Raw genomic sequence first — 23,287 nt, 5'->3', positions numbered from 1 at the left:
CATTACGCCTGCCGGCGGGGACGGCCCGGCGGCGCGCCACCGCGCCGGAACCCGAAGCGGCATGATGCGGTTCTCCCGGCGGCGATGGATCGTGCCCTCGAATTTGTCACTTGAGTGATAAACGCGTTCTCGAATCGTTGCTCCGCGTGCATGGCGGGCGACGGAGCGGAGGTCCACACTCGGAGGCTTTGTGATCTCCGCGACGAGGGTGGTGTGCGGTGTCCGGTGACGCCTACGACTTCGACGTGATCGTGGTGGGTTCGGGGTTCGGCGGCAGCGTCACGGCGCTGCGGCTGGCCGAGAAGGGGTACCGGGTCGCCGTGCTGGAGGCCGGACGCCGCTTCGACGAGGAGTCGCTTCCGAAGACGTCCTGGCGGCTCCGGAAATACGTGTGGGCGCCGCGCCTCGGGATGCGCGGCATCCAGCGCGTCCACCTGATCGGGGGCAAGGCGGGCGTGCTGGTGCTGGCGGGCGCGGGCGTCGGCGGCGGCTCGCTGGTGTACGCGAACACGCTGTACGAGCCGCCGCGCCCGTTCTTCACCGACCGCCAGTGGGGCCACATCACCGATTGGCAGGACGAGCTGAAGCCCTACTACGACCAGGCCCGCCGGATGCTCGGCGTCACGGTCAACCCGCTGGTCACGCCCGCCGACGAGGCGATGAAGCGGGTCGCCGACCGGATGGGCGTCGGCGACACCTACCACGCCACCCCGGTCGGGGTGTTCTTCGGCGAACGAGGCGGCGAGGACGCCGACGACCCCTACTTCGGCGGCGCCGGACCGCGCCGCACGACGTGCACCGGCTGCGGCTCCTGCATGATCGGCTGCAAGGTCGGCGCGAAGAACATGCTCACCAAGAACTACCTGTACCTGGCCGAGCGGGCCGGTGTTCAGGTCGTGCCCGACACGACCGTCATCGCGGTCACGCCCCGCGACGGCGGCGGGTACGAGGTCGGCACCGAACAGACCCGGCCGCTCCGGAAACGCCGGAAGACGTTGACGGCCGAGCACGTCGTCCTCGCCGCCGGGACGTACGGGACGCAGCGCCTCCTGCACCGCATGCGCGCCGCCGGACGGCTCCCGCACCTGTCGTCCCGCCTCGGCGAACTCACCCGCACCAACTCCGAGGCGCTGCTCGGCGTCGAGCGCATGACCGTGTGGCACCGCAAGAAGGACGTCGACCACAGCACCGGACTCGCCATCACCTCGTCCTTCCACCCCGACGAGCGGACCCACATCGAGCCGACCCGGTACGGCGCCGGAAACAACGCGATGGGCGTCATCCGCACCCTGCTGGTCGACGGCGGCGGACCGCCTCGCTGGCTCAAGTTCCTCGGGCAGGCCGCCCGGCATCCGACGATCATCCTGCGCGGCCTGTCCCTCAAGGACTGGGCGAAGCGCACTGTCATCGCCCTCGTGATGCAGACCGCCGACAACTCCATCACCCTCGGCGAGAAGCGCGGGCGGCTGGGGCGCCGGAAACTCGTCGCCAGGCAGGGCGACGGCGACCCCAACCCGACCTGGATCCCCGTCGCGCACGACGCGGTCCGGATGCTCGCCGAGGAACTCGACGCAACCCCCGGCGGTACCTGGTTCGACTTGTTCAACATTCCGACGACCGCACATTTCCTCGGTGGCTGTGTCATCGGGGAGACCCCGGAAACGGGGGTGATCGACCCGTATCACCGCGTCCACGGGTACCCGGGCCTGCACATCGTGGACGGGTCGGCGGTGACGGCGAACCTGGGCGTCAACCCGTCCCTCACGATCACGGCCATGGCCGAACGCGCGATGGCGTTCTGGCCGAACCGGGGCGAGAAGGACACGCGCCCCGAGCCGGGGTCGGCCTACCAGCGCGTAGACCGCGTCCTGCCAGACCACCCCGCTGTCCCGAAAACGGCCCCCGCCGCCCTCCGCTAACGCCCGCCGTCGTCCAGGCGACGACCGGTTTCGTGTGGCGGGCGCGTTCGCCTGGCGAGCGCGTTCGTGTGGCGGGCGGTTTCGGTTGGCGGGCGGCGTAGGGGAGCGTCGTGTGTCAGGTGAAGATGGGGGCGAGTTTCTGCACTGTTGTGAAGTCGCCCGCGCTGAACCGGTTCTTGGAGACGGCGACGACCGTCCGTGACTCGACGTCGGCGAACACGCCGTTGCCGCCACTGCCGCCCCAGCCGATCACGGTCCGGCCCTCGGCCGGCCACGGTGCGCCGATGAGGAAGCCGAGCGACTTCGCCGAGGGGCCGCCGAACATCTCGTCCCTGTCGTCGCGGGCGACGGCCGACAGTTCGCGGAACCGCTCAGGCGACACGAGCCGGACGCCGTCCACCTCGTCCATGAGCGCCGCCATCATGCGCGCCACGGCCCGCGCGGTCATCGTGCCACCCGCCGGGATGTCCGCCGCCAGCACGTCGGGACGGTTCCCGAACCCGGCGCTCGGCATCGCCTTCGGCGGGCCCGCCGTGTACCCGTTGACGACCTGGAACATCGGCATCGACGCGAGCATCTCCGCCGGGATCTCGCTCGTGCCGGACGGGTCGTCCAGCCGCGCCACCCTGGGCAGGTCGGCCGCCGGGACGCCGAGGAACAGTTCGCCGGCGACGCCGAGCGGACCGGCGATCTCGTCCCGCAGCACCGCGGAGATCCGCCGCCCTGTCGCGCGCCGCACCACCTCGCCGAGGATGTAGCCGAACGACTGGGCGTGGTATCCGGTCTTCTCGCCGGGCGCCCACCAGGGCCGCGCCGCCTCGATGGCCGCGCACATCTTGTCCCAGTCGCAGAGATCCTCGGGGGTGGTGTCCTCGGGGACGCCGGGCACGCCCGTCGAATGCGTCAGCGCGTGCCGGACGGTCGTCCCCTCCTTGCCGTGCGCGCCGAATTCCGGCCAGAACTCCACGATTGGCGTGTCGTACTCCAGGACGCCCTTCTCCACCAGCACGTGCACGACCGTCGCCGTGAGCGCCTTCCCGGCGGACGTCCCGTACACGGGCGTATCGGACGTCATCGGACGCCCCGTCTCAGCGTCGGCCACGCCCGCGACGGCGTCCACCACGGCCTCGCCCCGCTGGTAGACGGCGACCTGTATCCCCGTCTCCGCCCCCGACTCGACGAGCCGCTCGATCGCGTCCTGCACTTGGTCCTGCATGCGAACCCCTACTACTGCTGCTGTGCCCCGTCCAGGCACCTGGTGCGCCTGGGTTCACCGCCCGACCTCGGATCGTCGCGCTCGCGTCCGTGCGTCCGGAGGTTCAGTCTTCGGTGGCGGCGGTGTCCTCTTCGCCGTCGGTGTCGGTGTCCTCGGCGTCCGCCGGATGTTCCAGGTCGTCGTGGACGGAGCGGCGCGTGGCCTGGTGGACGCGGACGGCCAGAAGAGCCCGCGCGAACCGTCCCGCCAGCTCGCCGTCCATGGTGTCGGGGACGTGCTCGACGCCGATCAGCGCGTCGGGCTTGGCGGTGACCGCGCCGGTCTCGCCGACCCGCACCCCGAGCCCGTCGGCCAGCTCCTCCATGGACGGCAGGTCCAGCGCCGCGCGCAGGGTGTCCTGCAGCGCGCGGGCGGCGGTGGAGTCGCGGTCGATGCGGATCTCGGCGGTGTCGGCGCGCTGCTCGGCCCGTTCCGCCCGGATCTCGGCGGCCTCGGCCCGGCTCTCGGCGCGGTCGGCGCGCGTGGCGAGCTCGGTGGCGCGGGCGACGACGGAGTCGCGCTCGACGGTCAGTCCCGCGATCTCGCCCTTCGCGGCGGCCAGCTCGGCGCGCAGCTGCCGCTCGGTCTCGGTGGCGGCCTCCAGCTTGTCGCGCGCGTCCGTCAGGTCGGCGCGCATGTTCGCGAGTTCCGTCCGGGCGGTGGCGAGCGCGGTCTGCTCGTTCGTCAGCCGGACGGACAGGTCGTCGCGTTCCCGTTCGGCGTCCGTGCGGGCCTGGTGCTCGGTGCTCCACGCCGCCTCGGCGCGCTTGCGGAGCCCGTCGGCGTGCGCGGCCTCGTTGGCGGAGGTGGCGCGGGCCTGCTGCGACGCCCCGGCCTCCTTCCACGCGTTGGCCTCGCTCTCCTGCGCCGCCGCGACGCTGGCCTGCGCCGCCGCGGTGACCTTCTCCAGCTCTTCCTTCGCGTCGGCGGCCTCCTTCAGCGCCGCCTCGGCGCGTGCTTCGGCCTGCCGCGTCCGGTCGTCGGCCTCGGCGGCCTCCGCGCGTGCGCCGCTCGCCTCGGCCAGCGCCGATTCCGCGCTGTCGAGCGCGCTGCGCACTTCGCCGTCCAGGCGATCACCCAGGGTGGACGCCGTCGCGGCGAGGCGCCGGACCAGCTCGGCGAGCCGCTCGACGTCCTTGCCGAACTCCCGGACGGGCCCCGGATCGACCCTGGCCCCGGCGGCGGCCGCGGCCTCGCCCCTGGTGACCGGCACACCGAGCGGCATGTCCGCCGGCCCGCCGGCCAATATGTCTGCTGGTCCGCCGACCAGCTCGTCGGCCGGCCCAGCGGCCGGACCGTTGCCCGCCGACCGGAGCGGCGCGGTCAGCACGCCGTCGTCCGGGACACCCTGATCTTCGTGCACGGGGGCATCCTAGTGAAATGCCCTGATTTGCACCTCCCCCCTTGCGAACCGCGTTTGTCGAGCGGGTCGTCCACGCACATGTCGCAATGTGAGGACGCGGCGACGCAGGGTAGGAGTGTCCGGACGGCGACGTCCGGCCTGACCGGGGCAAAGTAGGTGCGGGAGCGGGATGCCATTCCAGGGCAGGATGCACGTTCGGATCGTGCAGGGAAGGGTGCGGGACCCCGCCGGGCTGCGCGACGCCGTCAACCGCTGGAACCGCGAGCTGGCTCCCGGCTCCCGGGGCTGGCTGGGCACGACCGCCGGGCTCACCGACGACGGCGTGTTCATCTGGCTGGAGCGCTTCAAGTCGCCCCGCGCGGCGCACCGCAACGAGAAACGGCGGGCACAGCGCGAGTGGTGGGAGTCGACGTCCGCGCTGCTCGACGGGGAACCCACCGTCCACGACTGCACCGACATCGAGTCGTTCGGGGCGGGCGGTTCGGACTCGGCCGAGTTCGTCCAGCTGATCCAGACGCGCGTCCGCGACCGGGAGGCGCTGCGCCCGTTCTGGACGGACGACGAAGGCCGGGCCATGGCCGAGGCGCGTCCGGACACCATCGGCGGGCTGTTCATCGTCCACCCGGACGGCGGCTGCACCATCGCGGTCTACTTCACCACCGAGGAGGACGCCCGCGAGGGCGAGCGCAGGCCGATGCCCCCAGACCTCAAGGCGTGGCGGGACAATGAGATGTCCCACTACATAGAAGAACCCACCTTCTACGACCTACGAAACCCCTGGCTCTTCTCCCCGCGCTGACCCGAACCGCCTGGAGGGTGGCCGGCACCTTCGATGACGCGCTCAACGTTGTCCGGGCCAGGGTCGCCGAAGGTTCCGTTTCCGCCACCGTCCTTGGTGCGCTGTCCGAGGTTGATGCGCGCTTTGCGGAGATGACCAGGCAGGGGGCCGGTGCCTGGACGGGACAGAGCGTGCGAACCTCCGCGGAATGGTCCGCGGTCCGTGTCTCGGCGCAACGAGCCTTGGCGAAGATCTCCGCAGACTGTTCAGGGGGTTAGGGCGAGTTTGCCTGTGGTGGCTCTTGCTTCCAGTTCGGTTAGCGCTTTGGGGCCCTCGGACAGGTCGTGCGTGGTGGGTTGGGCGGGGCCCAGCACCCCGGCCGTCAGGAGGCCGAACAGCTCGCCCATGACTTCGCCGAAGATGTGCGGTGCGGACCGGATCAGGATGCCGATGTTCAGGCCGATGATGTGGACCTGGTGCTTGTAGACGAGGTCCCAGTTGGTGATCGCGGCCTCGCCGCCTGCCAGGCCGTAGACGATGACGCGGCCCGTGACTCGTTTGGCGGCGGCGAGGGCGGCGTCCAGGGCGGGGCCTCTGGACGACTCGAGCACCAGGTCGGCGCCCGCGCCACCGGTCAGGGCGAGGACCTCGGCGGCGAGGTCGCCGGCACGGGAGTCGATGACGTGGTCGGCGCCCAGTTCCCGGACGGTCTCGTGCTTGTCCGGTGAGGCGGCGGCGATCACCGTCGCGCCGTAGTGCTTGGCCATCTTCACGGCGGCCTGGCCCGTTCCTCCGGCCGCAGCCTGGATCAGGACGGTCTGTCCTGCGGTGAGGTCGCCGAGTGGCTTGAGTGCCGCCAGCGCGGTCGGCCAGTTCACGACCAGGCCCAGCGCCTGCTCGTCCGTCCACCCGGCCGGGATGGGGAGTGCGGCGGCCGCGGGCAGGAGCATGTACTCGGCGAAGGCGCCGCCTCCGATGGCGACGCCGATGACATGGTCGCCGGGCTCCGGGCTGGACACGCCCTCGCCGACGGCGGCGACCTCACCGGCCCCCTCGATGCCCGCCACGTACGGCGGCTGCGGGCCGCCCGCGAACGTGCCGCGGGACTGCGAGATGTCGACGAAGTTGACCCCGGCGGCGGCGACCCGGATCAGGATCTCGCCCGGCCCCGGGGCCGGTACCGGCGCGTCGGGGATCAGGCGCAGGTCTTGCGGGCCGTCCAGCGACGTCTGTCGCAGGGCGCGCATGGTGGACGGGATGCTCACGGCGGCCGCCTCCCTTATTTGTTTATCGAACGGCCAACAAACCGTGCCATGACGGCGTGGCGCAGGTCAAGGTAAAGTTGGTCGAACGACAAAGAAATCGTGGAGGGACGCTGGATGGCCGCTCGCGGCAGGCCGCGCACGTTCGACCCCGACATCGCCCTGCGCACGGCTCTCGACCTGTTCTGGGAGCGGGGCTACGAGGGCACCTCGCTCAACGACCTCGCCCAGGCCATGGGAATCGCGTCGGCCAGCATCTACGCCTGCTTCGGCAGCAAGCAGGAGCTGTTCCGCAAGGTCATGGCGCTCTACGGCGCGACGTCGGGCGAGCGGCCCAGGCGTGCGCTGCGCGAACACCCGACCACGCGCGCCGCGATGCACGCCATGCTGCGCGCCACCGCCGACGAGATCACCCGTCCGGACGCGCCGCACTACTGCATGCTCATCCTGGCCGCGCCGACCGGCGCCGAGGAGAACCACGAGGTCCGGGAGTTCCTGGCCGAGCTGCGGCGCGGCCAGCTCAGCGCCGTCAGGGACCGGCTCGTCCGCGGCGTCGACGACGGCGACCTCGCCGTGCCGCCCGCCGCGCTCGACGGCATCGCCCGCTACTACACGACCGTGGTGCAGGGCCTGTCCGTCCAGGCCCGGGACGGCGCCACCCGTGACGAGTTGGAGGCGGTCATCACCTGCGCGATGGCCGCCTGGGACGCGCTCACCTCCACCCCGTCCTAGGGCCCGAACGTGCATCGGCGACGCCGTTCGTTCCGATACGCGTGCCGGCCGCTGTCGTTTCCGTCCAAGACGGCGCCGCGTCCGCGACCTAGAGTGAATCCCGGCAGCTCGCCAGACTCATGAGGAGAAAATGTTATGCGTGACCTGGTCTACACCGGTTTCATGTCGCTCGACGGCGTTGTGGACTCGCCCGGCGGAGGCCCTGGAGAGGAGCACCGCAGCGGCGGCTGGGTGTTCAAGGACCTCGAGTTCGTCCCGGAAGCCTGGTCGCTGAAGGCCGAGGAACTCGCCGACACGACGGCGCTGATGTTCGGCCGCCGCAGCTACGAGGCGTTCGCACCGGTCTGGCGCGACTCGGATGACCACGCCGCTTACAAGGAACTCCCCAAGTACGTGGTGTCGAGCACGCTGTCCGAGGACGCCCTTGTCGACGGATGGGGCCCGACGACGATCCTGCGCTCGACCGAGGACGTCGTCGCGCTCAAGGAGGGCGAGGGCGGCGCGATCTTCATCCACGGGAGCGCGGAACTGGCCCGGGGCCTGTCGGACGCGGGCCTGATCGACCAGTACAACCTGCTCGTCTTCCCCGTCCTGCTCGGTGCCGGGAAGAGCCTGTTCGGGCGGGCCGACCGCGACAAGCAGATGCTGACGCTCCGGGAGTCGGAGACCTACCCGAACGGGATCACGAAGCTGGTCTACCAGGTCAAGCACTGATCGAGGTCAAGCGCTGAACGAGGTCAAGCGCTGAACGAGGTCAAGCGCTGGTCGACGTCAAGCGCCTGATCCAGGTCCGGCGCCGATCGACGTCGAGCGCTGATCCAGGTCCAGGGCGATCGCGCCGACGGCGCCCTCGCGCAACTGCCCGGCGGTCCGTCCGACGTAGGACCGCAGCGCCCTGGCCAGATGCGGCTCGTCGAAGTAGTCGAGCTTGGCGACGACGTCGGCGGCCGGATCACCGGCCGCCAGCAGACCCGCCGCCGTGCGGGCCCGCTCGATCTGCCGGACGGCGCCCTGCGTCAGCCCGGTCACGGCACGGAACCGGCGTTCGACCGTGCGCTCCGAGACGTCCGGCCGATGACCGCGCAGCACCTCGGCGACGAGCGGGTCGCTGACCACGATCCCGGCCCGGACGAGACGCTCGACCAGGGCCTCGGCGTCGTCGGGGCCGGGCGTCTCCCAGCGCGCGCCGTCCAGCCGGAACGTCCGGCGCGTGGTGTCGGGGAGTTCGAGCCCCGCGTTGACCAGCGCCGACGTGGCCACGGCCCGCAACGAGGTACCCACCGCGAACTCGATGCCCGTGAAACTCGCGCCCTCCGGTACCGGCGCCGTACCGGTCCGGGTCTCGGGACCGGTGACGCTCGCGTACGTGCGGCCGTCCTGCTGCCAGAACACCAGACCCCAGCGCACAGCCGCCACGGACGTCATCTCCGTGACCTGCTCGCTCGTGCAGGTCCACACGGTGTCGACCCACGGCGAGTCGGACGGGCGCGTCTCGAAGCGCAGTTCCACGGCCGAAGGATACGCCGGTCTCCGGGGGCCGACCGGCGGCCGGTGGGACGGGACGCGGGTCGGCAAGACGCGAGTCGCCGGAGTGAGCCGCCGAACTGAGGCCGGGTCGGGCCGTGATCAGGCGCCGAAACCGAGGACGAGAGCGGTCTCCCGTTGGAGCGTCCGGTGCAGGACGTCCAGCCCGGCGGCGACGGGCGGTGCGGCAGGGCTGGGGATGCTGGTGAGCCTGATGGGTGTGCTGCCGATCGCCGCGGAGTAGGCGGCGTGGAGCGCCGCTTCGTCGGCCGCGGCCAGGGCGTGCGCGAGGGCGAGCATCGCGGCGCGCTGGTGCTCGGAACCGGTGGCGGCCCTCTCGGCGATCGGCTGGACCACGCGGCTCTGGTCTGAGGACGGCGACGACATGACTGAGGACGACCTACCGGCGGTCTTGCAGGAATAGCCCGGCTCGCGACGTCTACGTTGAACACGGGTGGCGGGCTCTACATCTGGAGCTACTGACCGCTGGCCGGTGTGAAGTCGGCGGTCATGAGGTCATGTCGGTCGGGTTGGTGGCGAGTACGCAGGCGACGGGCGGGTCGAGGTCGAGGGTTCTGACCCGGGTGTGGGCGAAGCCGGCCTCGGTGAGCATGGCCTGGAGCATCTGGGCGGCTCGGGTGGTGGTGTCCCGGGTGGCGCCGGGGCTGCGGGGCTGGCTGACGAGCGCGATGCGTCCTGCGGGGAGGAGCAGGCGGCGCAGCTCACGAAGCCGCTCCACTGGGTCGGGCCAGAACCCCACGGAGTTGACGGCGAGGATGGCATCGAGCGGATCACCGAAGCTCGGCAACTGCTCCACGGACGCGCGCGTGAGGTGCACGCGGTGGGCACGCACGGCGGCGGCGTTGCGACGAGCGGCATGCCGGACCATGGCCTGGGAGTGATCGATGCCGAAGACATGGCTCCGGGTGGCGCGGGCGGCGAGCGCGGCGATGGCGACGCCGGGACCGAAGCCGATCTCCAGTAGCCGGTCGGTGGGCTGCACGTCCAGCAACGACACCGCCCAGATGTTGCGCCGCCGGTTGGAGGGGCGAAGAGCGAACATCCAGCCGAACGCCCACCCGACGACCCCCCGTGGGTGACGGGCCTGGTGCACCAGACATCTGATCGCGCGCTGCTTGGGAGCTGCGTCCTTTGCCTGCATGATCGCCAGGCAACGACTTCAAGTACGCTTGAAGTCAAATGAGCGAGCACCTGACGATCGGCGAGCTGGCGAGCCGCACCGGTGTCGCCACCTCCGCGCTGCGCTACTGGGAGGAACTCGGCCTGCTACCGGCGCCGGCCCGGGTCTCAGGCCAGCGGCGCTATCCGCCATCGGCGGTCGAGCTGGTCGGTGTGGTTCTAGCGCTGCGAAATGTCGGTTTCACGTTGCGCGAGGTCAACGCGCTCATGACCTCTCGTTCGCCGGCCGGCGACGGCTGGCGGGAGCTGTACCAGAGCAAGCTCGCTGAGCTGGACCAACGGATCGCCCAGGCTCAGGTGGCGCGCACCGCCATCGCCCATGGCCTGGCCTGCCCGCACGAGGACATCTTCGAGTGCTCCAACTTCGCCAGCGCGGTCGCAGCGCTCCTGGCAGGCTCTTCTCTCGAAGAGGCCCATTCCCAGGTTCATTCACACTGACCCTGCCGTCGAGAAGTGCGGCGTCCGTCCTCCTCGAACGACCGAGCAACTGGCTGATCGCCCGCCCCCGGCGCACGGCGCCGGCGGCGAACGAGCTCGTGAGGTACCGCACCAACGCGATCGTAGAAGGGTCGGGAGCGGGGATGCTCGACGTCGGTCTAAGGCGAGGATCCGTCTGGGCACAGGTTGGCGACCCACGGTCGCCACGCACCCTGGTCTTCCCGCCCGCTCCGGCGATCCGCCTCGACGGCGGCCTGCATCAGTTGCGCGGTCGTGAGGGGAATGGCGGCCACGTACACCCGGCCTACGTGATGGCAGAGCACAGGACCGACGCCGTAGGTTCCCAGCGGCTCGCCTGCCACGGCGGCCAGGTCAGCGAATTCCCAGCCCAGCGGCCCAGCAATCGTTTTGAGCTGCGGCAGGCTGTACCAGCGTCCGCTCAGCATGCCGTTGATCGTGCTGCGGGACATCCCGGTGAACGGCAGATCCGGAACCCTGCGGAAACCGCGGTTGCGCAGGAGCCCGTCGAAGATCCTCGGGAAACCGTCCACACCTATGGGAGCGGCTTCCGCGTCCCGAGGTAACTCGCCTGCCCGCGCCGGATTGGTCGACGCCAGGCATGACACGAAATCCCTCAGGGAGGAAAGCTGCGCGTGGTCGCAGAAGGTCACCCGATAGGCGAAATCACGCATGACCTCACGATCGCGGTCCGGGGGCAGCAGGCGAGCCGGCACCGGATGCCCCGCGATCACGAATAGGTCTGAGATGGGCAGACCCAGCTCGTCCGCCAGTTCGTGCAGCCTCGCAGTGTCGAACTCCCGCCCTCTGGCCACAAGATCCCGCAGCACCTCGGCCCGCGTCATGGCGCCCACGCTACGGGCGGTGGCGGGCGGGGCCAAGACCGTGCATAGGACCGGCCAGGGGCGGGGTCCGTCCGGGGTTGGGGGCTAGGTGGTGGACGCGGGGGTGGGTTGGTAGCAGAGGCGCACCACGCCCGAGGGGAAGGTCGTGGTGTTGACGAGGTTCAGCCGGACGGGGCCGATGTCGTCGAAGATGCGCGGTCCGGTAGCCCATAGGTAGGGGCTGACGGTGAACCAAAACTCGTCGACGAGATCGTGGGCGATGAGGTCGCGGGCGAACTCTCCGGCGGACGGGACGATCAGGTTGCCGTCGTGTTCGTCCTTGAGGTGGCGCATGGTGGTGGCGAGGTCGCCTTCGAGCAGGGTGGCGTTCCATTCCAGCGGTCCGGTCAGGGACCGCGACGCGACGTACTTGGGCATGCCGTTCATCCGGGCCGCGTACGCCTCGAAGCCGGGGACGTGGGCGAGCTGCGGCCAGGCGGCGGCCAGTCCCTCGTAGGTCCTGCGTCCGAGCACCATGGCGTCGGCTGCCTGCCACATCTCCAGCCCGGCCTGCATGCTGTAGGGGTCGGTGACAAGCCAGCCGCCCTGCGGTTCAGCGGCAGGTGCCTCGAAGGCGCCGTTGACGGTCATTGCGACGTTGATGATCAGTCGTCCCACGGGACGCTCCTTTTGTGTCAGTGGTCGGTGTGACGTCATGCGGTGGCGGTAAGGGTTTCAGCGAGTTTGTCGAGGCTCTGGCCGAAGCCGATCTCGATCCCCGCGACGAAGTCGGCGGACTCGACGGTGCTGCCGTCGATCCGCCATTGCGCGTCGAGCTGCGTGCCGGTGCCGGTGGACCGCAGGGTGAAGGCGACGTGGGCGGTGAAGGCCCGCTCGCCATTGGGAAGCAGCGGGGACATCCGGTAGGTGAGGCGCTTCTGGGGATGCACCTCCTCGACGACGCCTTCGGCGCGTCCGACGACCAGGTCGGAGTCGTCGGCGTCTTCGGCATCGCGGTATTCCAGGACGATTCGTCCGCCGGGCTGCGCATCAAAGACGAGTTCGGAGACGCGAAGGTCGTTGGGCGTCCACCAGCGGGTCAAGAGCGAGGGCTCGGTCAGGTGGCGCCAGACCGGCTCGGGAGGTGCGGCCAGCGTCCGGCGGAACCCGAAGGTGCGGCCGTCGGCCCAGCCCGGCTCCTGAGCGGCGCGCCGTTCCGCGTCGAGGCTGGCCGCGTGGCGGTCGTGGGTCTCGAGCGGGCCACCGGGCCGGCCCGCGGTGTCGGCGAGCTGGTTGAGCGTGGCCGCCAGGTTTCGCAGTGGGCCGGGCCGAAGCGTGTACAGGCGGCGCTGGCCGTTCCGCTGGGACGTGACGACGCCCGCGCGTTCGAGGGTCTGGAGATGCTTGGTCGTCTGGGGTTGGCGCGCGTCGGCGAGCTGGGCCAGGACGCCGACCGACCGTGGCCGCTCAGCCAGCAGGCATACGAGCCGCCAACGAGCCGGGTCAGCCAGCGCGGCGAGGAGTGCTGCGTCCATGAGTCAAGTATTCACTACAACGAATATTCGTGTCAACGAATACATACAGGCCCGTTGGCGGCTGTGGTTCCGGCGCGCGGGTTCAGAAACCGATGGTTTCGCGGAGCAGCAGGACGGTGCCACGTCCGGGCTGGTACTCCGCGTTTAGGACGAGAAGGCGGTTGATGGCGCTGGGCCACCCGTAGGTCTCCAGGGTGCGGGCGTTCTCCAGCGGCAGGCAGTGCTCTTCGACGCGACGCAGCGCGACGCTCAGATCGGGCACCACCTTCTGCGCCCCGACGACCCAGATCGCGCGGGCGGCGCCCCCGGAGTAGCTCGGCAACTGGGTTCCGCTTCCCGAGGCGATCACGAGAGACCCGGTCTCGGTGACCGCGTGGACGCTGCCCACGACGACGTCCGGGCTGGCGCACAACCGCCGGATCTCGTCCGCCTGGGTGGCGCGGTCCATGGCCAGGGCGCGCGGCTTGACAGCCTCGTAGCGCCCACCGGTGTTGATGTCGGCGTCGATGCCGGACAGGCGGAGGGTCTCGCTGGACCCGGTGAACACGCTGGCTCCCTCGGGTATCAGCTCTCTGACACGGTTACGCGCGGCGGCGGCGTCATCGAGGATCTCGACGGTGAAGCCGTGCGCGGCCAGCGCGGCGGCCGCCCGCTCCAGACGCCGCCCGGACGCGGCGTCGGCGAATGACGTTTCCGGAACCGAGGTGGTCATGATGGGTCTGAGCTCCCTGTCCGCTGGATGATGTGCTGGTCTCAGCGGTTCGACAATGCAGCCCTCAGAAATGTGAGGCCGGTGCCTCGCCTGACACTCCGGTGCGCCGTCGTGTCGTACTGGTGAGGACCGACGCGACACAGGGAGCCGACGGCGTGACCACCCGATCCGAGCCAGAGCAGGTCCGGCCCGACCCGGGCCTGGACGCGATCATGAGCGAGCGGCGCCACCTGATCAATCTCGCGTACCGGCTGCTGGGCTCGCTGGCCGAGGCCGAGGACGCCGTCCAGGAGACCTACACCCGCTGGTACGCCATGTCCCGGCGCCAGCGGGACGCCATCGAGTCGCCCGGTGCGTGGCTGACGACGGTCGCCAGCCGTATCTGCCTCAACCAGCTCCGCTCGGCACGGGCCCGGCGCGAGACCTACGTGGGCGACTGGATCCCCGAGCCGATCCCGGACGGCACCGTCGCAGACCCCGCCGACCAGGTCACCCTGGACGAGTCGGTCAGCCTGGCCTTCCTGGTCGTGCTGGAATCGATGACCCCGGCCGAACGCGTCGCGTTCATCCTGCACGACGTGTTCTGCCACCCATTCGCCGAAGTGGCCGAGATCGTCGGCCGGACCCCGGCGGCCTGCCGCCAGCTGGCCTCCTCGGCCCGCCGCCGCATCCGGGCCGCGCAACCTTCTGCGACGACTTCGGCCGTCCGGCCCGATGACGTCGTCCGGGATTTCAAGCGGGCCTGGGAGACCAAGGACATCACCGCCCTCATCGGCCTTCTCGACCCCACCGCCACGGCGACCGCCGACAGTGGCGGCCTCGCCTCCACCTTCCTCGACCCCATCGAAGGCGGCGAGCAGATCGCCCGCGTCTGGGCCGACCTAGCCGACCGCAGGCTCGACACCATGACCCTCCAGGAACGCACGGTCAACGGCCAGCCCGGCCTGGTGGCCCTGGAAGACGGCGTCATCGTGACGGTGTTCGCGTTCGAGGTCACGGGCAACCGGATCAAGCACATCTGGGTGATCCGTAACCCCGACAAACTCCGCCCCTGGACGACGATCTGAGGCACGACCTCTATTGCTGGCAACGGGCAGCTCGTTTCACCTGGGCGAGGGCGGCGGCGAAGGCTGCGGGGTCAGGGGCTATGGCGACCACGCCAGAGTCCGCACAGCGCCAGCGACAGCCCGGTCACCGAGATTCCGGCCCCGACGGGCAGCCCCACGCCAGGAACGAGCCACACCAGGACTCCGGCCACCACGCCCACGGAGAGGCAGATGGCCGCGATGATCACATGCCGTGGCACGAAGACGCCGGGGCCGCGTCCACGGGGGTGAGGGTTGCGAGTGGTGCCGTCCACTTGGTCTCCCTTGCTGCTGGGTGGCTAAGGACAGCACGGTCGCGCCGGTGGGTGTTCGGGTTCGAGGAGGTTGGGCGATAACGGATGACCCTGATCGCATGACCAGGTCGCTGCGTCGGATGTAAAGGTGAACCCGAACGTTTCCGAACGGTCGGGGAGTGCGGATGGCGGCGGTCGACGCTGACCGGATCACGACCAGCCGGCAGCTGGCCGAGCAAGTGGCCCTGCTGGCCGCCCGGTACCCGCACGGCATCCATCGCCTGGCCACCGACGCGGGGTTGAGCGCGGCGACCGTGCACGCACTGATCAACGGCGCCACCGCGCTCCCGCGGGTGAGAACGCTGGAGAGCTTCGTCCAGGCGTGCGGTGAGGATCCGGGGCCGTGGCTGGCGGCGCGGGCGCGACTGGTCGCCGCCGCGCGGGCGGCACGCGCGTGTCCTGCACCTGATCCGGCCCGGCCCGGCGACGAGCCGCTCGGGCGGGTGATCGCTGAGTTGGAGGAACAGGACGCCCTGTCGCTGGAGGTGCACCAGGCCTTCGCGGCTGCGAGTCCGTCCTCCCATGCGGCACCGGTGCTGCCGCCGTATCTGGAACGGCCAGGGTTCGACGACCGATTGCGTGGGGAAGTGGCGGCTGCCGTGGACGGCAGCCGCCTGGTGATGGTGGTCGGCGGCTCCTCGGCGGGCAAGACACGGGCTTGCTGGGAGGCGGTCCGCGCGGAGTTGCCGGACTGGCGGATCTGGCATCCGCTGACCCCGGAACGGCCGCTGGCGGTGGTGGAGGCGCTGCGGAGCGACCGGATCGCCGGACGGACGGTCATCCGGTTGAACGAGGCCCAGTTCTACCTCCAAGCACCGCAGGCGGGAGAGCGGGTCGCCGCCGAGCTGCAAGCGCTGCTGGCCGACAACGACCGAGGACCGGTGCTGATCCTGGGAACGATGTGGCCGGACTTCTGGCGGACGCTCACCGCAACGCCCCACCAGCCGTCGGGCCCGGACCCGCACCGGGCCGCCCGCACCCTGCTCGGCCAGGCCCTGGAGGTCACTGTCCCGCCCACCTTCACCCCCGGGCAGCTCACCGCGCTTGGCGTGACCATCTCGTCCGACCCCCGGTTGAAAACGGCCGCGGAGCGGGCGCCGAGCGGACAGATCACCCAGGAGCTGGCCGGTGCACCGGAACTGCTGCGCCGCTACCGGCACGGCGGCCCGGCCGAGCGTGCGGTGCTGTGGGCCGCGATGGACGCCCGCCGCCTGGGCCACGGCCTCTACCTGCCCGAGCCGCTGCTCCGCGAGGCCGCCCCCGGCTACCTGGGTGATCACACCTGGGACCAGGTCGGCGGCACGGACTGGTTCATCCCCGTGCTGGACCGGCTGACCGCCCCGCACCGGCAGCTTCCGGGCCCCCTGATCCAGCATCGGCCTCGCCCCGGTGAGCCGTCCCCACCCGTCCCGCTGTACCGGCTGGCCGACTACCTAGAACAGCATGGCCGCCGCGAACGCATCCTGTTGTGTCCGCCCGCAGCCTTCTGGGACGCCCCCGCCCACACCCCGGCAGACCTGGCCACCCTCGGCGATGCCGCAAAGGCTCGTGGCCGCTATCGCCAGGCCGCCCACCTGTACCGGCAGGCCGCCGATGCCGGAAGCACCGACGCGCTGGTGCGTCTGGCAAGGCTGCGTGGGGCGCTCGGTGACCCGGCTGGGGCTGAACGGCTGTACCGGCAGGCCGCCGACGCCGGACACGGCGGTGCGCTGTGGCACCTGGCGATATTGCACGCGGAGGCCGGTGACCATGCGGAGGCCGAACGACTTGCGCAGGAGCGCGCCGATGCCGGAGGCGCCCGCGTGCTATGGGGTCTGGCGATACTGCATCGACGGCGCGGTGACCGTGCTGGGGCTGAACGGCTGTACCGGCAGGCCGCCGACGCCGGAGACATCGAGGCACTGGAGGAGGTGGCGGGGTTGCGCGAGGAGGTCGGTGACCGTGCTGGGGCTGAACGCCTGTACCAGCAGGCCGCCGACGCCGGAGGCATCGGCGGGCTGTTGCACCTGGCGAGGCTTCGCGAGAGGGCCGGTGACCGTGCTGGGGCCGAACGGCTGTACTGGCAGGTCGTCGACGCTGGAGACGTCGGCGCGCTGACGGACCTGGCGATGCTTCGAGAGAAATCCGGTGACCATGCGGAGGCCGAACGACTTGCGCAGGAGGCCACCGATGCCGGAGATATCGAAGCACTGTGGAGCCTGGAACAAATGCGAAGGCCCGACGGTGACCGTGCTGGGATCGAACGGCTGTACCGGGAGGCCGTCGACAACGGACACATTTACGCGCTAAGGGACGTGGCGAGGCTCCGCAAGGAAGCCGGTGACCGTGCCGAGGCTGAACGGCTGTACCAGCAGGTCGCCGCCGCCGGAGACATCGAGGCAACGGAGGAGCTGGCGAGGCTGCGCGAGGAAGCCGGTGACCGCGCTGGGGCCGAACGGCTGTACCGACAGATCCTCGACGCCGGAGGCAATGGGCTGTGGCGCTTGGCGAGGCTGCGCGAGCGCGCCGGAGACCCTGAAAGCGCCGAACGACTCCGCCGCTTCGGCTTGGACGCCAATGGGGAAATCGAGGCGCCCTGGGAGTAAGCAGGCGGCGTCACATCGTCCGAGAACTTCAGGGCCGATCTCCTGCACGACAAACCGGAGCCGGGGCGGTGGCCAAAGAGCTTTCAGGCGGTCATTCTCTTGCTACCAGCCGTATGGCTTCGCGGGCTTGACGAGCTGGGGGTGACAACGGGCTCAGGTCAAACGGCGTAATCGGTCGACGGGATGGCGCGACGCCAAGCGGTGTCTCGGACGCGGCGGTACCGATCCAGAAGGCCGGAATCGTGGGCCAAGGCGAAGCCGCCGGACCGGCCGTCCGGCTGAAAGAGGCTCAGTACGAGGACTTCATCGTCGAACAGCCAGCAATCCTCGTCCGGGAACAGAATGTCCTTGGCCTGGTGACGGGGCAGATACCGGACGTCTTCGCCGGCCTCGATGTTGGCCGGGTCCATGGCCAACTCCCACCGGACGTAGTCCGTGTGCGGCTCGGTCACCACCCGCAAGCGCTGGACGGTCACCCCCGCCGAGGCGACCGCTCGGATATGGGCTAGCCAGGACGTACGCCATTGATAGTCGTCCGGCTCACCGTTAAGCCACGCAAGGAACGGCCCGTTCTCCTCATCGACCCCATAGGCGTCCCTCAACTCCAGGTGGAACGCCCGGCGGGACGAGTGGAACAGCGCGCGGAAGTCCTCACGGCTGATCGGTGTCGGCTCCATCGTCTCCCCAGCGGAGAAGCCTCAGGCGATCAAAGGACAAGGTCAGAGGCTCAACTCGTCCCGCTTCGCCCGGACGACGAGGTCGGCGAAGGCAGCGGGTGTGAGGACGAGGTGGCCCGCATCGGGCGACTTGCTGTCGCGGATGCCGATGGACGTGCCTAGATCGGCAATCTCGATGCAGTCGGACTGGGTTGAGGTGCTTCCGCTGTGGCTGGACTTCCGCCATCTGGCCATGGCTTCTCTCCGTGGGGCAGCTCGTCTTGCTTCGACTGGGCGAGGAGGGTGGCGAAGGCGTGGGGTGTGAGGGTGAGGTGGCCGGTCTCGGGGGCCTTGCTGTCTCGGATGGCGATGCCGTTGGGGAATTGCGCGAGTTCCACGCATTGCTCGGAGGTGCCGCCTGTGCTTCGGCTGCTCTTGCGCCAGATCGGTGGGTTCACGCCTCTCCTCAGTGTGGCAGCTCGTCTCGCTTCGCCTGGGTGAGGAGGGTGGCGAAGGCGTGGGGTGTGAGGATCAGGTGGCCGGTGTGGGGGGACTGGCTGTCTCGGAGGCCGATTCCGTTGGGGAGTTGCGCGAGTTCCACGCACTGTTCTGAGGTGCCTTGAGTGCTTCGGCTGCTCTTGCGCCACGCGGATGGCATCACGGCCCTCCTCAGTGGGGCAGCTCGTTGCGCTTCGCCTGGGCGAGGAGGGTGGCGAAGGCGTGGGGTGTCAGGGTGAGGTGGCCGGTCTCAGGGGCTTGGCTGTCCCTGACGGCGATGGCGTGTGAGAGCTTGGCAACCTCGACGCACTCTTGGCCACCGGCGTCGCCTGTGCCGGAATGGCTGGACTTGCGCCACATGAGTTCACTCACTGCATAGCCTCCATGACATTAGCGATAAGACTCCTGCTGGAGCCTCTGGGCAGAGCGTCTGCCCCTAGCTGGTCGTACCGATTGAGGTAAAAGCGCACCTTGGTGGGGTCTGAGACCAGTCTCCCACCGCCGACGGCTTCAGACCACGCGTACTCCGCGTTGGGGGTTGTGAGCAGGGTGAATGAGCCGTCCACCCCGGGGTGAGCCCCTAGCGATCGGGGGATGATCCGGACGATGACGTTCTTGAGGTGGCTCATGGTGATCAGGTGGGCCAGTTGCTCTCGCATGACTTCTGGGCCACCGATTGGGTCCTCCAGTACGGACTGCTTGATCAAGGCATGTAGCTCAGGAGGAGCGTCGCCGTTCAGGATCTCCTGGCGTGCCATGCGGTCAGCGAGGGCGTGGTCGATGTCACCCACAAACTGACTGCACTCGATGAGGGCTCGGGCGTAGTCGGGGGTCTGGAGCAGGCCGGGCACCACTAGTGCGGAATATGGCCTAATCGTGGTGGATCGGCGCTCATACCTCGTGAATTGGGCGAACCAGTCGGGATCATGCGCCGTCTCCGCGAGGCGCACGAGGCGACGGAAGTGGCCGCCGGTCCTGTATCGCTGGTCCAGCTTTTCGGCGTGCTCCATGCGGAGTTTTGTGCGGCCCGCTTCCATGTTCGAAACCGATGATTTTTCCAGGCCCAGGATCTCTGCCACCTCGGTGCCTCTGAGATTGAAGAGCTCGCGGAAGAGGCGCAGCTCAGCGGCGATCCAGTGCCATACGGAGGAGTCGGGGTCGAGATCCTCCCTGGGGGCCATGAAAGATCCCTTTGGTTTTGTGTGTTGAACCAAACCATCCAAAGTTAACCGAGTGTGGCCATTCTTGTCCCGCAAACCACGGAACTGGAAGGTGGGTGAAATGGTCGCGAAAGCCGTGGAAACGGGCGAGTTGGACATTTCTTGTCGGGCTTCGCGGACGGTGCCGAGGATGGTGCGGTCGTTGGTGGAATTCCGGCTCGCTGAATGGGGGCTCGTGCGGGTCGCGGACGATGTGCTTTTGATCGTTGGCGAGCTCGTCGCGAATGCGGTGCGGAGCACGCCGGACATGGAGATCCGGGTTCGGTTCACGCGGGAGGCCCGGGGCGTGGTCTTCGCGGTGTGGGACTCGGGCGAGGAAAGGCCCGTCGTCCGGCCGGTCGTGGAGATGTCGCTGGACGACATCGTGGCCGACGCGCTGGCCCTGGAGCCGGGGCACGAGGAGGGCGGACGGGGGCTTCAGATCGTCCGCGGGCTGGCGTCCGAGTGTGGGGTCAGGGAGACGGCGCCCGTCGGGAAGTGGGTGTGGGCGGCGGTCGCGTGCTGATCCGGTTCGGACGTGGCGGGGGCGGCGGACGGCCGTCCGGCAGCTTGACGCGCTGGCACTCGCGGTCAGGGTGCTCGGGTGGCGGTGCGTCAGGCTTTACGGGCCTGAATTCCCCAGGCCGATGCTGTGGGTCTATGCGAGCGGTGTCGCTGAGGACGTCGGGGTGATGGTCGGGGCGCGGCTGTACGGCGGGTGGATCTGGGCCTACCACGACGTCCGGCGGGGGACGGCCGGTTACCTGTACCCGTGCGGGGACGCCAAGGCGGCGGCGAAGCGGGTCGACTTGCTGTTGAAGCACCGCATGTACCCGTCCACCTGGTGAGTCAGGGCAAGAGGCGGCGGAGGCGGCGGGCCGTTCGGTGGAGTTGGGACGGGTTCGGGGTGAGACCGGCCACGGCCAGGGCCGCTTCGGCGCCTGCCTGGGCGGTCTCTTCCGGGGTTGGCGGGCTCGTCCGGGTGGCGGACGGGCGCAGGTCGTTGAGGTTGCCGATGATGTGCGCGGGTGTTTCCTGGAGGGCGGCCAGGTCTTCCTCTGTCCATTCGGTGAGGCGAGGGTGCCATTCGGGCGGGATGGTGATCTTGCCGCCGCGTTGGGGGCGGGTCTGGAGTCTTTCGGTGATGGTCTGTCTTATGCGGTCTGCTTCTCGTTTGGGGGAGTTCAGGGTTGCGTTCAGGGTGGAGAGGAACAGGGTCTCTGGGGCTGTCAGGCCGGTGTGGGCTTCCTTGGTAAGAGGGGCTTGGGCTAGGGAGGGTGTTCCGATCGCCTGGGTGAAGCGGCCCCAGAGGAGGCTTGGCGGGGAGCCGGGGGTGGTTACTACGGAGATTTTCGTCGTGCCTGCTTTAGACCAGCGTTGTATCAGTTTGCTCAGGGTGAACGCTCTCCATATGTGCGCGGACGGGTCGTCCTCCAGGTTCCTTTCTCGGTGGCGGGCCAGGTTTTCCAGGTAGTCGTTGAAGCTGATGCTGTTGCCGTTGCGGATGTGCTGCTGCCAGAGGGACGGCAGTGCGCGGTCCAGGCTCCGGGTCGTGACGACGACCTCGATGTCGTCGGTGTCCAGGCAGGTCAGGAGGTGGCGGACGGCGGGCGTCCGGATCACTGAGAGGGCCTCGGCGGAGAGCAGCACCGTGCCGGGGCATGTTCTGGTCTGGTTGAGCAGGTCCTGCCAGGACGTTGACTCCTTGGCCGCGCGTTCGGGGGACACCCAGGGGTACTCGGTGCCGAGGAGGCCGTAGGTCGACCATTCGTGGTTGGGGACGGTTCGTTTCCCGCGCGTCCAGTCGCGGGGTATGGGGTAGTGGACGCCTGCTTCGGCGAGTTCTTGGTGGTTTGCGTGCAGCATGTGTTGCAGGAACGTCGTTCCCGACTTCTGCAGGCCGATGTGCAGGACGACCTTCGCGGCCATGGATCCCCCGGGTGATGGCGCAGTTACCTACTGTGCCATCTGGCCCGGGTGAATCCGTGGAGCCTCAGCGGAGGGCGGTTGTGGTGACCGGTTTGCCCAGGGCGCTGCCGCTGGCCCATTTCGTGAAGGGGAGTTGCCAGTAGCCCCAGCCGTTCCACCAGGCGAGGCTGCGCTTGGTGCCAGTGATGGTGACGATGTCGCCGCGGTAGGACCAGCCGTAGAACCACTTGGCGTCCTCGGCGGGGGAGCGGACGCAGCCGTGGCTGCAGTTGCGGCGGCCCAGGCAGGACGGGTCGTCCATGTTCTGGTGAATGTATTCGCCGCTGTTGGAAATGCGCGTGGCCCACGGGACTTTCTCGTCATACCAGCCCGGGTCGCCCTTCTTCTTGCCGGGCGGGCGCATGCGCTCCAGGCGGCTGCGGTCCATGGTGAGGTGGACGCCGCTCGTCGTGAGCAGATGGTCGACGCCGTCCCGCTGGACGTCGCCGCCGCTGCCGAGGCTGACGCCCCACGTGCGGATGACGCGGCCGTTCTTCTTGACGGTGGCGCGGTGCGTTTTGGCGTTGATGTTGACGACGTGCGAGTCGCCGATCTGGAAGGTGCGGGTCACGTCGCGGTCGCCGAAGACGTCGTCGCCGATCTTCAGGCCCGCGTAGTGGACGGTGACCGTCACCTTCTGGCGCGGCTTCCAGGGGCGCTGGGGGCGGAAGACGACGGAGGGGAGGCCGTTGAACGATTCGCCTGGGGCGAGCCAGCGCCAGGCGCCCTCGGTTGGGGTCGAGGAGGAGATCTCGATGCTGCGCTCGATCGCGGCCTTCGCCTTCTCTGGGACGGCCTTGTTGAACTGGACGAACACCGGCATTCCGGTGCCGACCGTCTCATTCTGGCTCGGGACGACGTTGTTGACGCGGGTCGCGGCGACGGCGCGGGTGGTGCGGAACGCGCTGGTCGCGGTGGTGGACTTGCCGTTCGGGGCCGCCGCGGTGGCCGACACCTGGTAGCTGCCGCCCGGGCGGAGCGTCCAGGTGGAACGCCATGTCTTCTTGTCGGCGGAGAAGGTGCCGGGGACGTCCGTGCCCTTGAGCTTCACGGAGACCTGGTTGAGCGCGCCGCCCGCGGCGGTGACCGTCACGCCGTTGTCGGGGCGGGCCTTGCCCTCGCCGTTCGCGGGGGTGATCGTCACCTTCGGCGTGCCGTCGTCGCCGCCCTTGGCGGTCGTCCCGCCGCCTCCGTCACCGCCGCCGCATGCCGCCGCCAGCCCCAGGACCAGGGCCATCGCCAACGCCTTACCTCGCACCGGTCTCCCTCATCAGCCCGCCGGGCCCGCGCGACGGCGGGACGGCAACAAGATCGCTTACGGAACGGCCCTCGCGTCGCCGGCCTGCGCGGTCGCGGGCGGCGGGTTCTCGGCGTCCGATTAGTTGTAACGTCCATGGTCCCCCGAAGGTTCGGTCCGGGTGG

The 23,287-nt window shown here is 69.6% G+C and carries 28 protein-coding genes; 9 read left to right on the top strand and 19 right to left on the bottom strand.

Annotated features, from left to right (window positions below):
* Positions 1-218: 218 nt before the first annotated feature.
* Positions 219-1,919, top strand: coding sequence for an FAD-dependent oxidoreductase (locus ACH34S_RS09865; RefSeq protein WP_395952181.1), 1,701 nt, complete (start codon positions 219-221; stop codon positions 1,917-1,919).
* A 115-nt stretch (positions 1,920-2,034) separates the two neighbouring features.
* On the opposite strand, the gene ACH34S_RS09860 is transcribed toward ACH34S_RS09865, so the two are convergent.
* Positions 2,035-3,135, bottom strand: a complete 1,101-nt coding sequence (locus ACH34S_RS09860) for a serine hydrolase domain-containing protein (RefSeq protein ID WP_395952180.1) — start codon at positions 3,133-3,135, stop codon at positions 2,035-2,037.
* Between the two features lie 103 nt (positions 3,136-3,238).
* Positions 3,239-4,537: a hypothetical protein gene (locus ACH34S_RS09855; RefSeq protein WP_395952179.1), complete on the bottom strand. Its 1,299-nt coding sequence runs from the start codon at positions 4,535-4,537 to the stop codon at positions 3,239-3,241.
* Between the two features lie 202 nt (positions 4,538-4,739).
* Here ACH34S_RS09855 and ACH34S_RS09850 point away from each other — a divergent pair, with 202 nt between their 5' ends.
* On the top strand, positions 4,740-5,336 hold the full coding sequence (locus tag ACH34S_RS09850; RefSeq protein WP_395952178.1) for a hypothetical protein: 597 nt from the start codon (positions 4,740-4,742) through the stop codon (positions 5,334-5,336).
* Between the two features lie 245 nt (positions 5,337-5,581).
* On the opposite strand, the gene ACH34S_RS09845 is transcribed toward ACH34S_RS09850, so the two are convergent.
* Positions 5,582-6,580 carry a zinc-binding dehydrogenase gene (locus ACH34S_RS09845; RefSeq protein ID WP_395952177.1) on the bottom strand — a complete coding sequence of 333 codons (999 nt, stop codon included), beginning with the start codon at positions 6,578-6,580 and terminating at the stop codon, positions 5,582-5,584.
* 114 nt (positions 6,581-6,694) lie between these two features.
* Between ACH34S_RS09845 and ACH34S_RS09840 the strand changes: the two genes are divergently transcribed.
* Together ACH34S_RS09840 and ACH34S_RS09835 are read left to right on the top strand one after the other, a co-directional pair.
* Complete coding sequence (locus ACH34S_RS09840; protein ID WP_395952176.1) at positions 6,695-7,309, top strand: TetR/AcrR family transcriptional regulator; 615 nt, start codon at positions 6,695-6,697, stop codon at positions 7,307-7,309.
* A 135-nt stretch (positions 7,310-7,444) separates the two neighbouring features.
* On the top strand, positions 7,445-8,023 hold the full coding sequence (locus ACH34S_RS09835; RefSeq protein WP_395952175.1) for a dihydrofolate reductase family protein: 579 nt from the start codon (positions 7,445-7,447) through the stop codon (positions 8,021-8,023).
* Between the two features lie 57 nt (positions 8,024-8,080).
* Here ACH34S_RS09835 and ACH34S_RS09830 read toward each other — a convergent pair whose 3' ends face one another.
* The 3 genes from ACH34S_RS09830 to ACH34S_RS09820 form a co-directional block, all read right to left on the bottom strand.
* Positions 8,081-8,818, bottom strand: coding sequence for a helix-turn-helix domain-containing protein (locus ACH34S_RS09830; RefSeq protein WP_395952174.1), 738 nt, complete (start codon positions 8,816-8,818; stop codon positions 8,081-8,083).
* Between the two features lie 117 nt (positions 8,819-8,935).
* On the bottom strand, positions 8,936-9,190 hold the full coding sequence (locus ACH34S_RS09825) for a hypothetical protein (RefSeq protein ID WP_395952173.1): 255 nt from the start codon (positions 9,188-9,190) through the stop codon (positions 8,936-8,938).
* A 151-nt stretch (positions 9,191-9,341) separates the two neighbouring features.
* Positions 9,342-9,896, bottom strand: a complete 555-nt coding sequence (locus ACH34S_RS09820; RefSeq protein ID WP_395952172.1) for a class I SAM-dependent methyltransferase — start codon at positions 9,894-9,896, stop codon at positions 9,342-9,344.
* Between the two features lie 137 nt (positions 9,897-10,033).
* On the opposite strand from ACH34S_RS09820, the gene ACH34S_RS09815 reads away from it, so the two are divergent.
* Complete coding sequence (locus ACH34S_RS09815; RefSeq protein ID WP_395952171.1) at positions 10,034-10,471, top strand: MerR family transcriptional regulator; 438 nt, start codon at positions 10,034-10,036, stop codon at positions 10,469-10,471.
* Between the two features lie 158 nt (positions 10,472-10,629).
* Here ACH34S_RS09815 and ACH34S_RS09810 read toward each other — a convergent pair whose 3' ends face one another.
* The 4 genes from ACH34S_RS09810 to ACH34S_RS09795 all read right to left on the bottom strand — a co-directional run bounded on the left by ACH34S_RS09810 (position 10,630) and on the right by ACH34S_RS09795 (position 13,560).
* Positions 10,630-11,334, bottom strand: coding sequence for a hypothetical protein (locus ACH34S_RS09810; RefSeq protein ID WP_395952170.1), 705 nt, complete (start codon positions 11,332-11,334; stop codon positions 10,630-10,632).
* An 84-nt stretch (positions 11,335-11,418) separates the two neighbouring features.
* Positions 11,419-11,991 carry a dihydrofolate reductase family protein gene (locus ACH34S_RS09805; RefSeq protein ID WP_395952169.1) on the bottom strand — a complete coding sequence of 191 codons (573 nt, stop codon included), beginning with the start codon at positions 11,989-11,991 and terminating at the stop codon, positions 11,419-11,421.
* A gap of 35 nt (positions 11,992-12,026) precedes the next feature.
* A complete protein-coding gene (locus ACH34S_RS09800) occupies positions 12,027-12,848 on the bottom strand; it encodes a metalloregulator ArsR/SmtB family transcription factor (protein WP_395952168.1) in 822 nt (273 codons plus the stop codon).
* An 82-nt stretch (positions 12,849-12,930) separates the two neighbouring features.
* Positions 12,931-13,560, bottom strand: coding sequence for an LUD domain-containing protein (locus tag ACH34S_RS09795; RefSeq protein ID WP_395952167.1), 630 nt, complete (start codon positions 13,558-13,560; stop codon positions 12,931-12,933).
* A gap of 155 nt (positions 13,561-13,715) precedes the next feature.
* Between ACH34S_RS09795 and sigJ the strand changes: the two genes are divergently transcribed.
* Entirely contained in the window at positions 13,716-14,627 is a 912-nt protein-coding gene (gene sigJ, locus ACH34S_RS09790) for an RNA polymerase sigma factor SigJ (protein ID WP_395952166.1), read from the top strand.
* 71 nt (positions 14,628-14,698) lie between these two features.
* Here the strand turns inward: sigJ and ACH34S_RS09785 are convergent, their stop codons facing one another.
* The gene (locus ACH34S_RS09785; RefSeq protein WP_395952165.1) at positions 14,699-14,920 is read right to left on the bottom strand and encodes a hypothetical protein; all 222 of its coding nucleotides are present in this window, start codon (positions 14,918-14,920) and stop codon (positions 14,699-14,701) included.
* A gap of 164 nt (positions 14,921-15,084) precedes the next feature.
* On the opposite strand from ACH34S_RS09785, the gene ACH34S_RS09780 reads away from it, so the two are divergent.
* Positions 15,085-17,544 (top strand): hypothetical protein, encoded by a 2,460-nt coding sequence (locus ACH34S_RS09780; RefSeq protein WP_395952164.1) that lies wholly within the window; start codon positions 15,085-15,087, stop codon positions 17,542-17,544.
* A gap of 158 nt (positions 17,545-17,702) precedes the next feature.
* Here the strand turns inward: ACH34S_RS09780 and ACH34S_RS09775 are convergent, their stop codons facing one another.
* From ACH34S_RS09775 to ACH34S_RS09750, 6 genes are read right to left on the bottom strand one after another with little or no spacing between them, the layout of a single operon-like run.
* The gene (locus ACH34S_RS09775) at positions 17,703-18,221 is read right to left on the bottom strand and encodes a DUF6879 family protein (RefSeq protein WP_395952163.1); all 519 of its coding nucleotides are present in this window, start codon (positions 18,219-18,221) and stop codon (positions 17,703-17,705) included.
* 42 nt (positions 18,222-18,263) lie between these two features.
* Positions 18,264-18,455, bottom strand: a complete 192-nt coding sequence (locus tag ACH34S_RS09770) for a DUF397 domain-containing protein (protein ID WP_395952162.1) — start codon at positions 18,453-18,455, stop codon at positions 18,264-18,266.
* Positions 18,380-18,658, bottom strand: a complete 279-nt coding sequence (locus tag ACH34S_RS09765; RefSeq protein WP_395952161.1) for a DUF397 domain-containing protein — start codon at positions 18,656-18,658, stop codon at positions 18,380-18,382. Before ACH34S_RS09765 ends, ACH34S_RS09770 begins: the two co-directional genes overlap by 76 nt.
* An 8-nt stretch (positions 18,659-18,666) precedes the next feature.
* Positions 18,667-18,858 carry a DUF397 domain-containing protein gene (locus tag ACH34S_RS09760; protein ID WP_395952160.1) on the bottom strand — a complete coding sequence of 64 codons (192 nt, stop codon included), beginning with the start codon at positions 18,856-18,858 and terminating at the stop codon, positions 18,667-18,669.
* An 11-nt stretch (positions 18,859-18,869) separates the two neighbouring features.
* The gene (locus ACH34S_RS09755) at positions 18,870-19,070 is read right to left on the bottom strand and encodes a DUF397 domain-containing protein (protein ID WP_395952159.1); all 201 of its coding nucleotides are present in this window, start codon (positions 19,068-19,070) and stop codon (positions 18,870-18,872) included.
* A complete protein-coding gene (locus ACH34S_RS09750) occupies positions 19,067-19,879 on the bottom strand; it encodes a helix-turn-helix transcriptional regulator (protein WP_395952158.1) in 813 nt (270 codons plus the stop codon). The genes ACH34S_RS09755 and ACH34S_RS09750 overlap by 4 nt, the downstream gene beginning before the upstream one ends.
* A gap of 100 nt (positions 19,880-19,979) precedes the next feature.
* On the opposite strand from ACH34S_RS09750, the gene ACH34S_RS09745 reads away from it, so the two are divergent.
* Positions 19,980-20,423: an ATP-binding protein gene (locus ACH34S_RS09745; protein WP_395952157.1), complete on the top strand. Its 444-nt coding sequence runs from the start codon at positions 19,980-19,982 to the stop codon at positions 20,421-20,423.
* A gap of 121 nt (positions 20,424-20,544) precedes the next feature.
* Positions 20,545-20,745: a hypothetical protein gene (locus ACH34S_RS09740; RefSeq protein ID WP_395952156.1), complete on the top strand. Its 201-nt coding sequence runs from the start codon at positions 20,545-20,547 to the stop codon at positions 20,743-20,745.
* Between the two features lies 1 nt (position 20,746).
* Here the strand turns inward: ACH34S_RS09740 and ACH34S_RS09735 are convergent, their stop codons facing one another.
* Both ACH34S_RS09735 and ACH34S_RS09730 read right to left on the bottom strand, forming a co-directional pair.
* The gene (locus ACH34S_RS09735) at positions 20,747-21,826 is read right to left on the bottom strand and encodes a hypothetical protein (RefSeq protein WP_395952155.1); all 1,080 of its coding nucleotides are present in this window, start codon (positions 21,824-21,826) and stop codon (positions 20,747-20,749) included.
* A gap of 64 nt (positions 21,827-21,890) precedes the next feature.
* Positions 21,891-23,102 (bottom strand): Ig-like domain-containing protein, encoded by a 1,212-nt coding sequence (locus ACH34S_RS09730; RefSeq protein WP_395952154.1) that lies wholly within the window; start codon positions 23,100-23,102, stop codon positions 21,891-21,893.
* Positions 23,103-23,287: the final 185 nt, after the last annotated feature.

Origin of the sequence: Actinomadura sp. 3N508, assembly GCF_044326375.1 — a bacterium.
Classification (GTDB): Bacteria; Actinomycetota; Actinomycetes; order Streptosporangiales; family Streptosporangiaceae; genus Spirillospora.
Note: the sequence above shows the minus strand (reverse complement) of the source record. Positions and strands in the feature narration are given on the sequence as shown.

Bases quoted from the DNA above. Each gene is read 5' to 3' on its own strand.
- ACH34S_RS09860 (WP_395952180.1), bottom strand. From the start codon at position 3,135: ATGCAGGACCAAGTGCAGGACGCGATCGAGCGGCTCGTCGAGTCGGGG.
- ACH34S_RS09840 (WP_395952176.1), top strand. From the start codon at position 6,695: ATGGCCGCTCGCGGCAGGCCGCGCACGTTCGACCCCGACATCGCCCTG.
- ACH34S_RS09835 (WP_395952175.1), top strand. From the start codon at position 7,445: ATGCGTGACCTGGTCTACACCGGTTTCATGTCGCTCGACGGCGTTGTG.
- ACH34S_RS09820 (WP_395952172.1), bottom strand. From the start codon at position 9,896: ATGTTCGCTCTTCGCCCCTCCAACCGGCGGCGCAACATCTGGGCGGTG.
- ACH34S_RS09815 (WP_395952171.1), top strand. From the start codon at position 10,034: ATGAGCGAGCACCTGACGATCGGCGAGCTGGCGAGCCGCACCGGTGTC.
- ACH34S_RS09810 (WP_395952170.1), bottom strand. From the start codon at position 11,334: ATGACGCGGGCCGAGGTGCTGCGGGATCTTGTGGCCAGAGGGCGGGAG.
- ACH34S_RS09800 (WP_395952168.1), bottom strand. From the start codon at position 12,848: ATGGACGCAGCACTCCTCGCCGCGCTGGCTGACCCGGCTCGTTGGCGG.
- ACH34S_RS09795 (WP_395952167.1), bottom strand. From the start codon at position 13,560: ATGACCACCTCGGTTCCGGAAACGTCATTCGCCGACGCCGCGTCCGGG.
- ACH34S_RS09780 (WP_395952164.1), top strand. From the start codon at position 15,085: ATGGCGGCGGTCGACGCTGACCGGATCACGACCAGCCGGCAGCTGGCC.
- ACH34S_RS09775 (WP_395952163.1), bottom strand. From the start codon at position 18,221: ATGGAGCCGACACCGATCAGCCGTGAGGACTTCCGCGCGCTGTTCCAC.
- ACH34S_RS09770 (WP_395952162.1), bottom strand. From the start codon at position 18,455: ATGGCCAGATGGCGGAAGTCCAGCCACAGCGGAAGCACCTCAACCCAG.
- ACH34S_RS09760 (WP_395952160.1), bottom strand. From the start codon at position 18,858: ATGCCATCCGCGTGGCGCAAGAGCAGCCGAAGCACTCAAGGCACCTCA.
- ACH34S_RS09750 (WP_395952158.1), bottom strand. From the start codon at position 19,879: ATGGCCCCCAGGGAGGATCTCGACCCCGACTCCTCCGTATGGCACTGG.
- ACH34S_RS09745 (WP_395952157.1), top strand. From the start codon at position 19,980: ATGGTCGCGAAAGCCGTGGAAACGGGCGAGTTGGACATTTCTTGTCGG.
- ACH34S_RS09740 (WP_395952156.1), top strand. From the start codon at position 20,545: ATGCTGTGGGTCTATGCGAGCGGTGTCGCTGAGGACGTCGGGGTGATG.
- ACH34S_RS09735 (WP_395952155.1), bottom strand. From the start codon at position 21,826: ATGGCCGCGAAGGTCGTCCTGCACATCGGCCTGCAGAAGTCGGGAACG.
- ACH34S_RS09730 (WP_395952154.1), bottom strand. From the start codon at position 23,102: ATGGCCCTGGTCCTGGGGCTGGCGGCGGCATGCGGCGGCGGTGACGGA.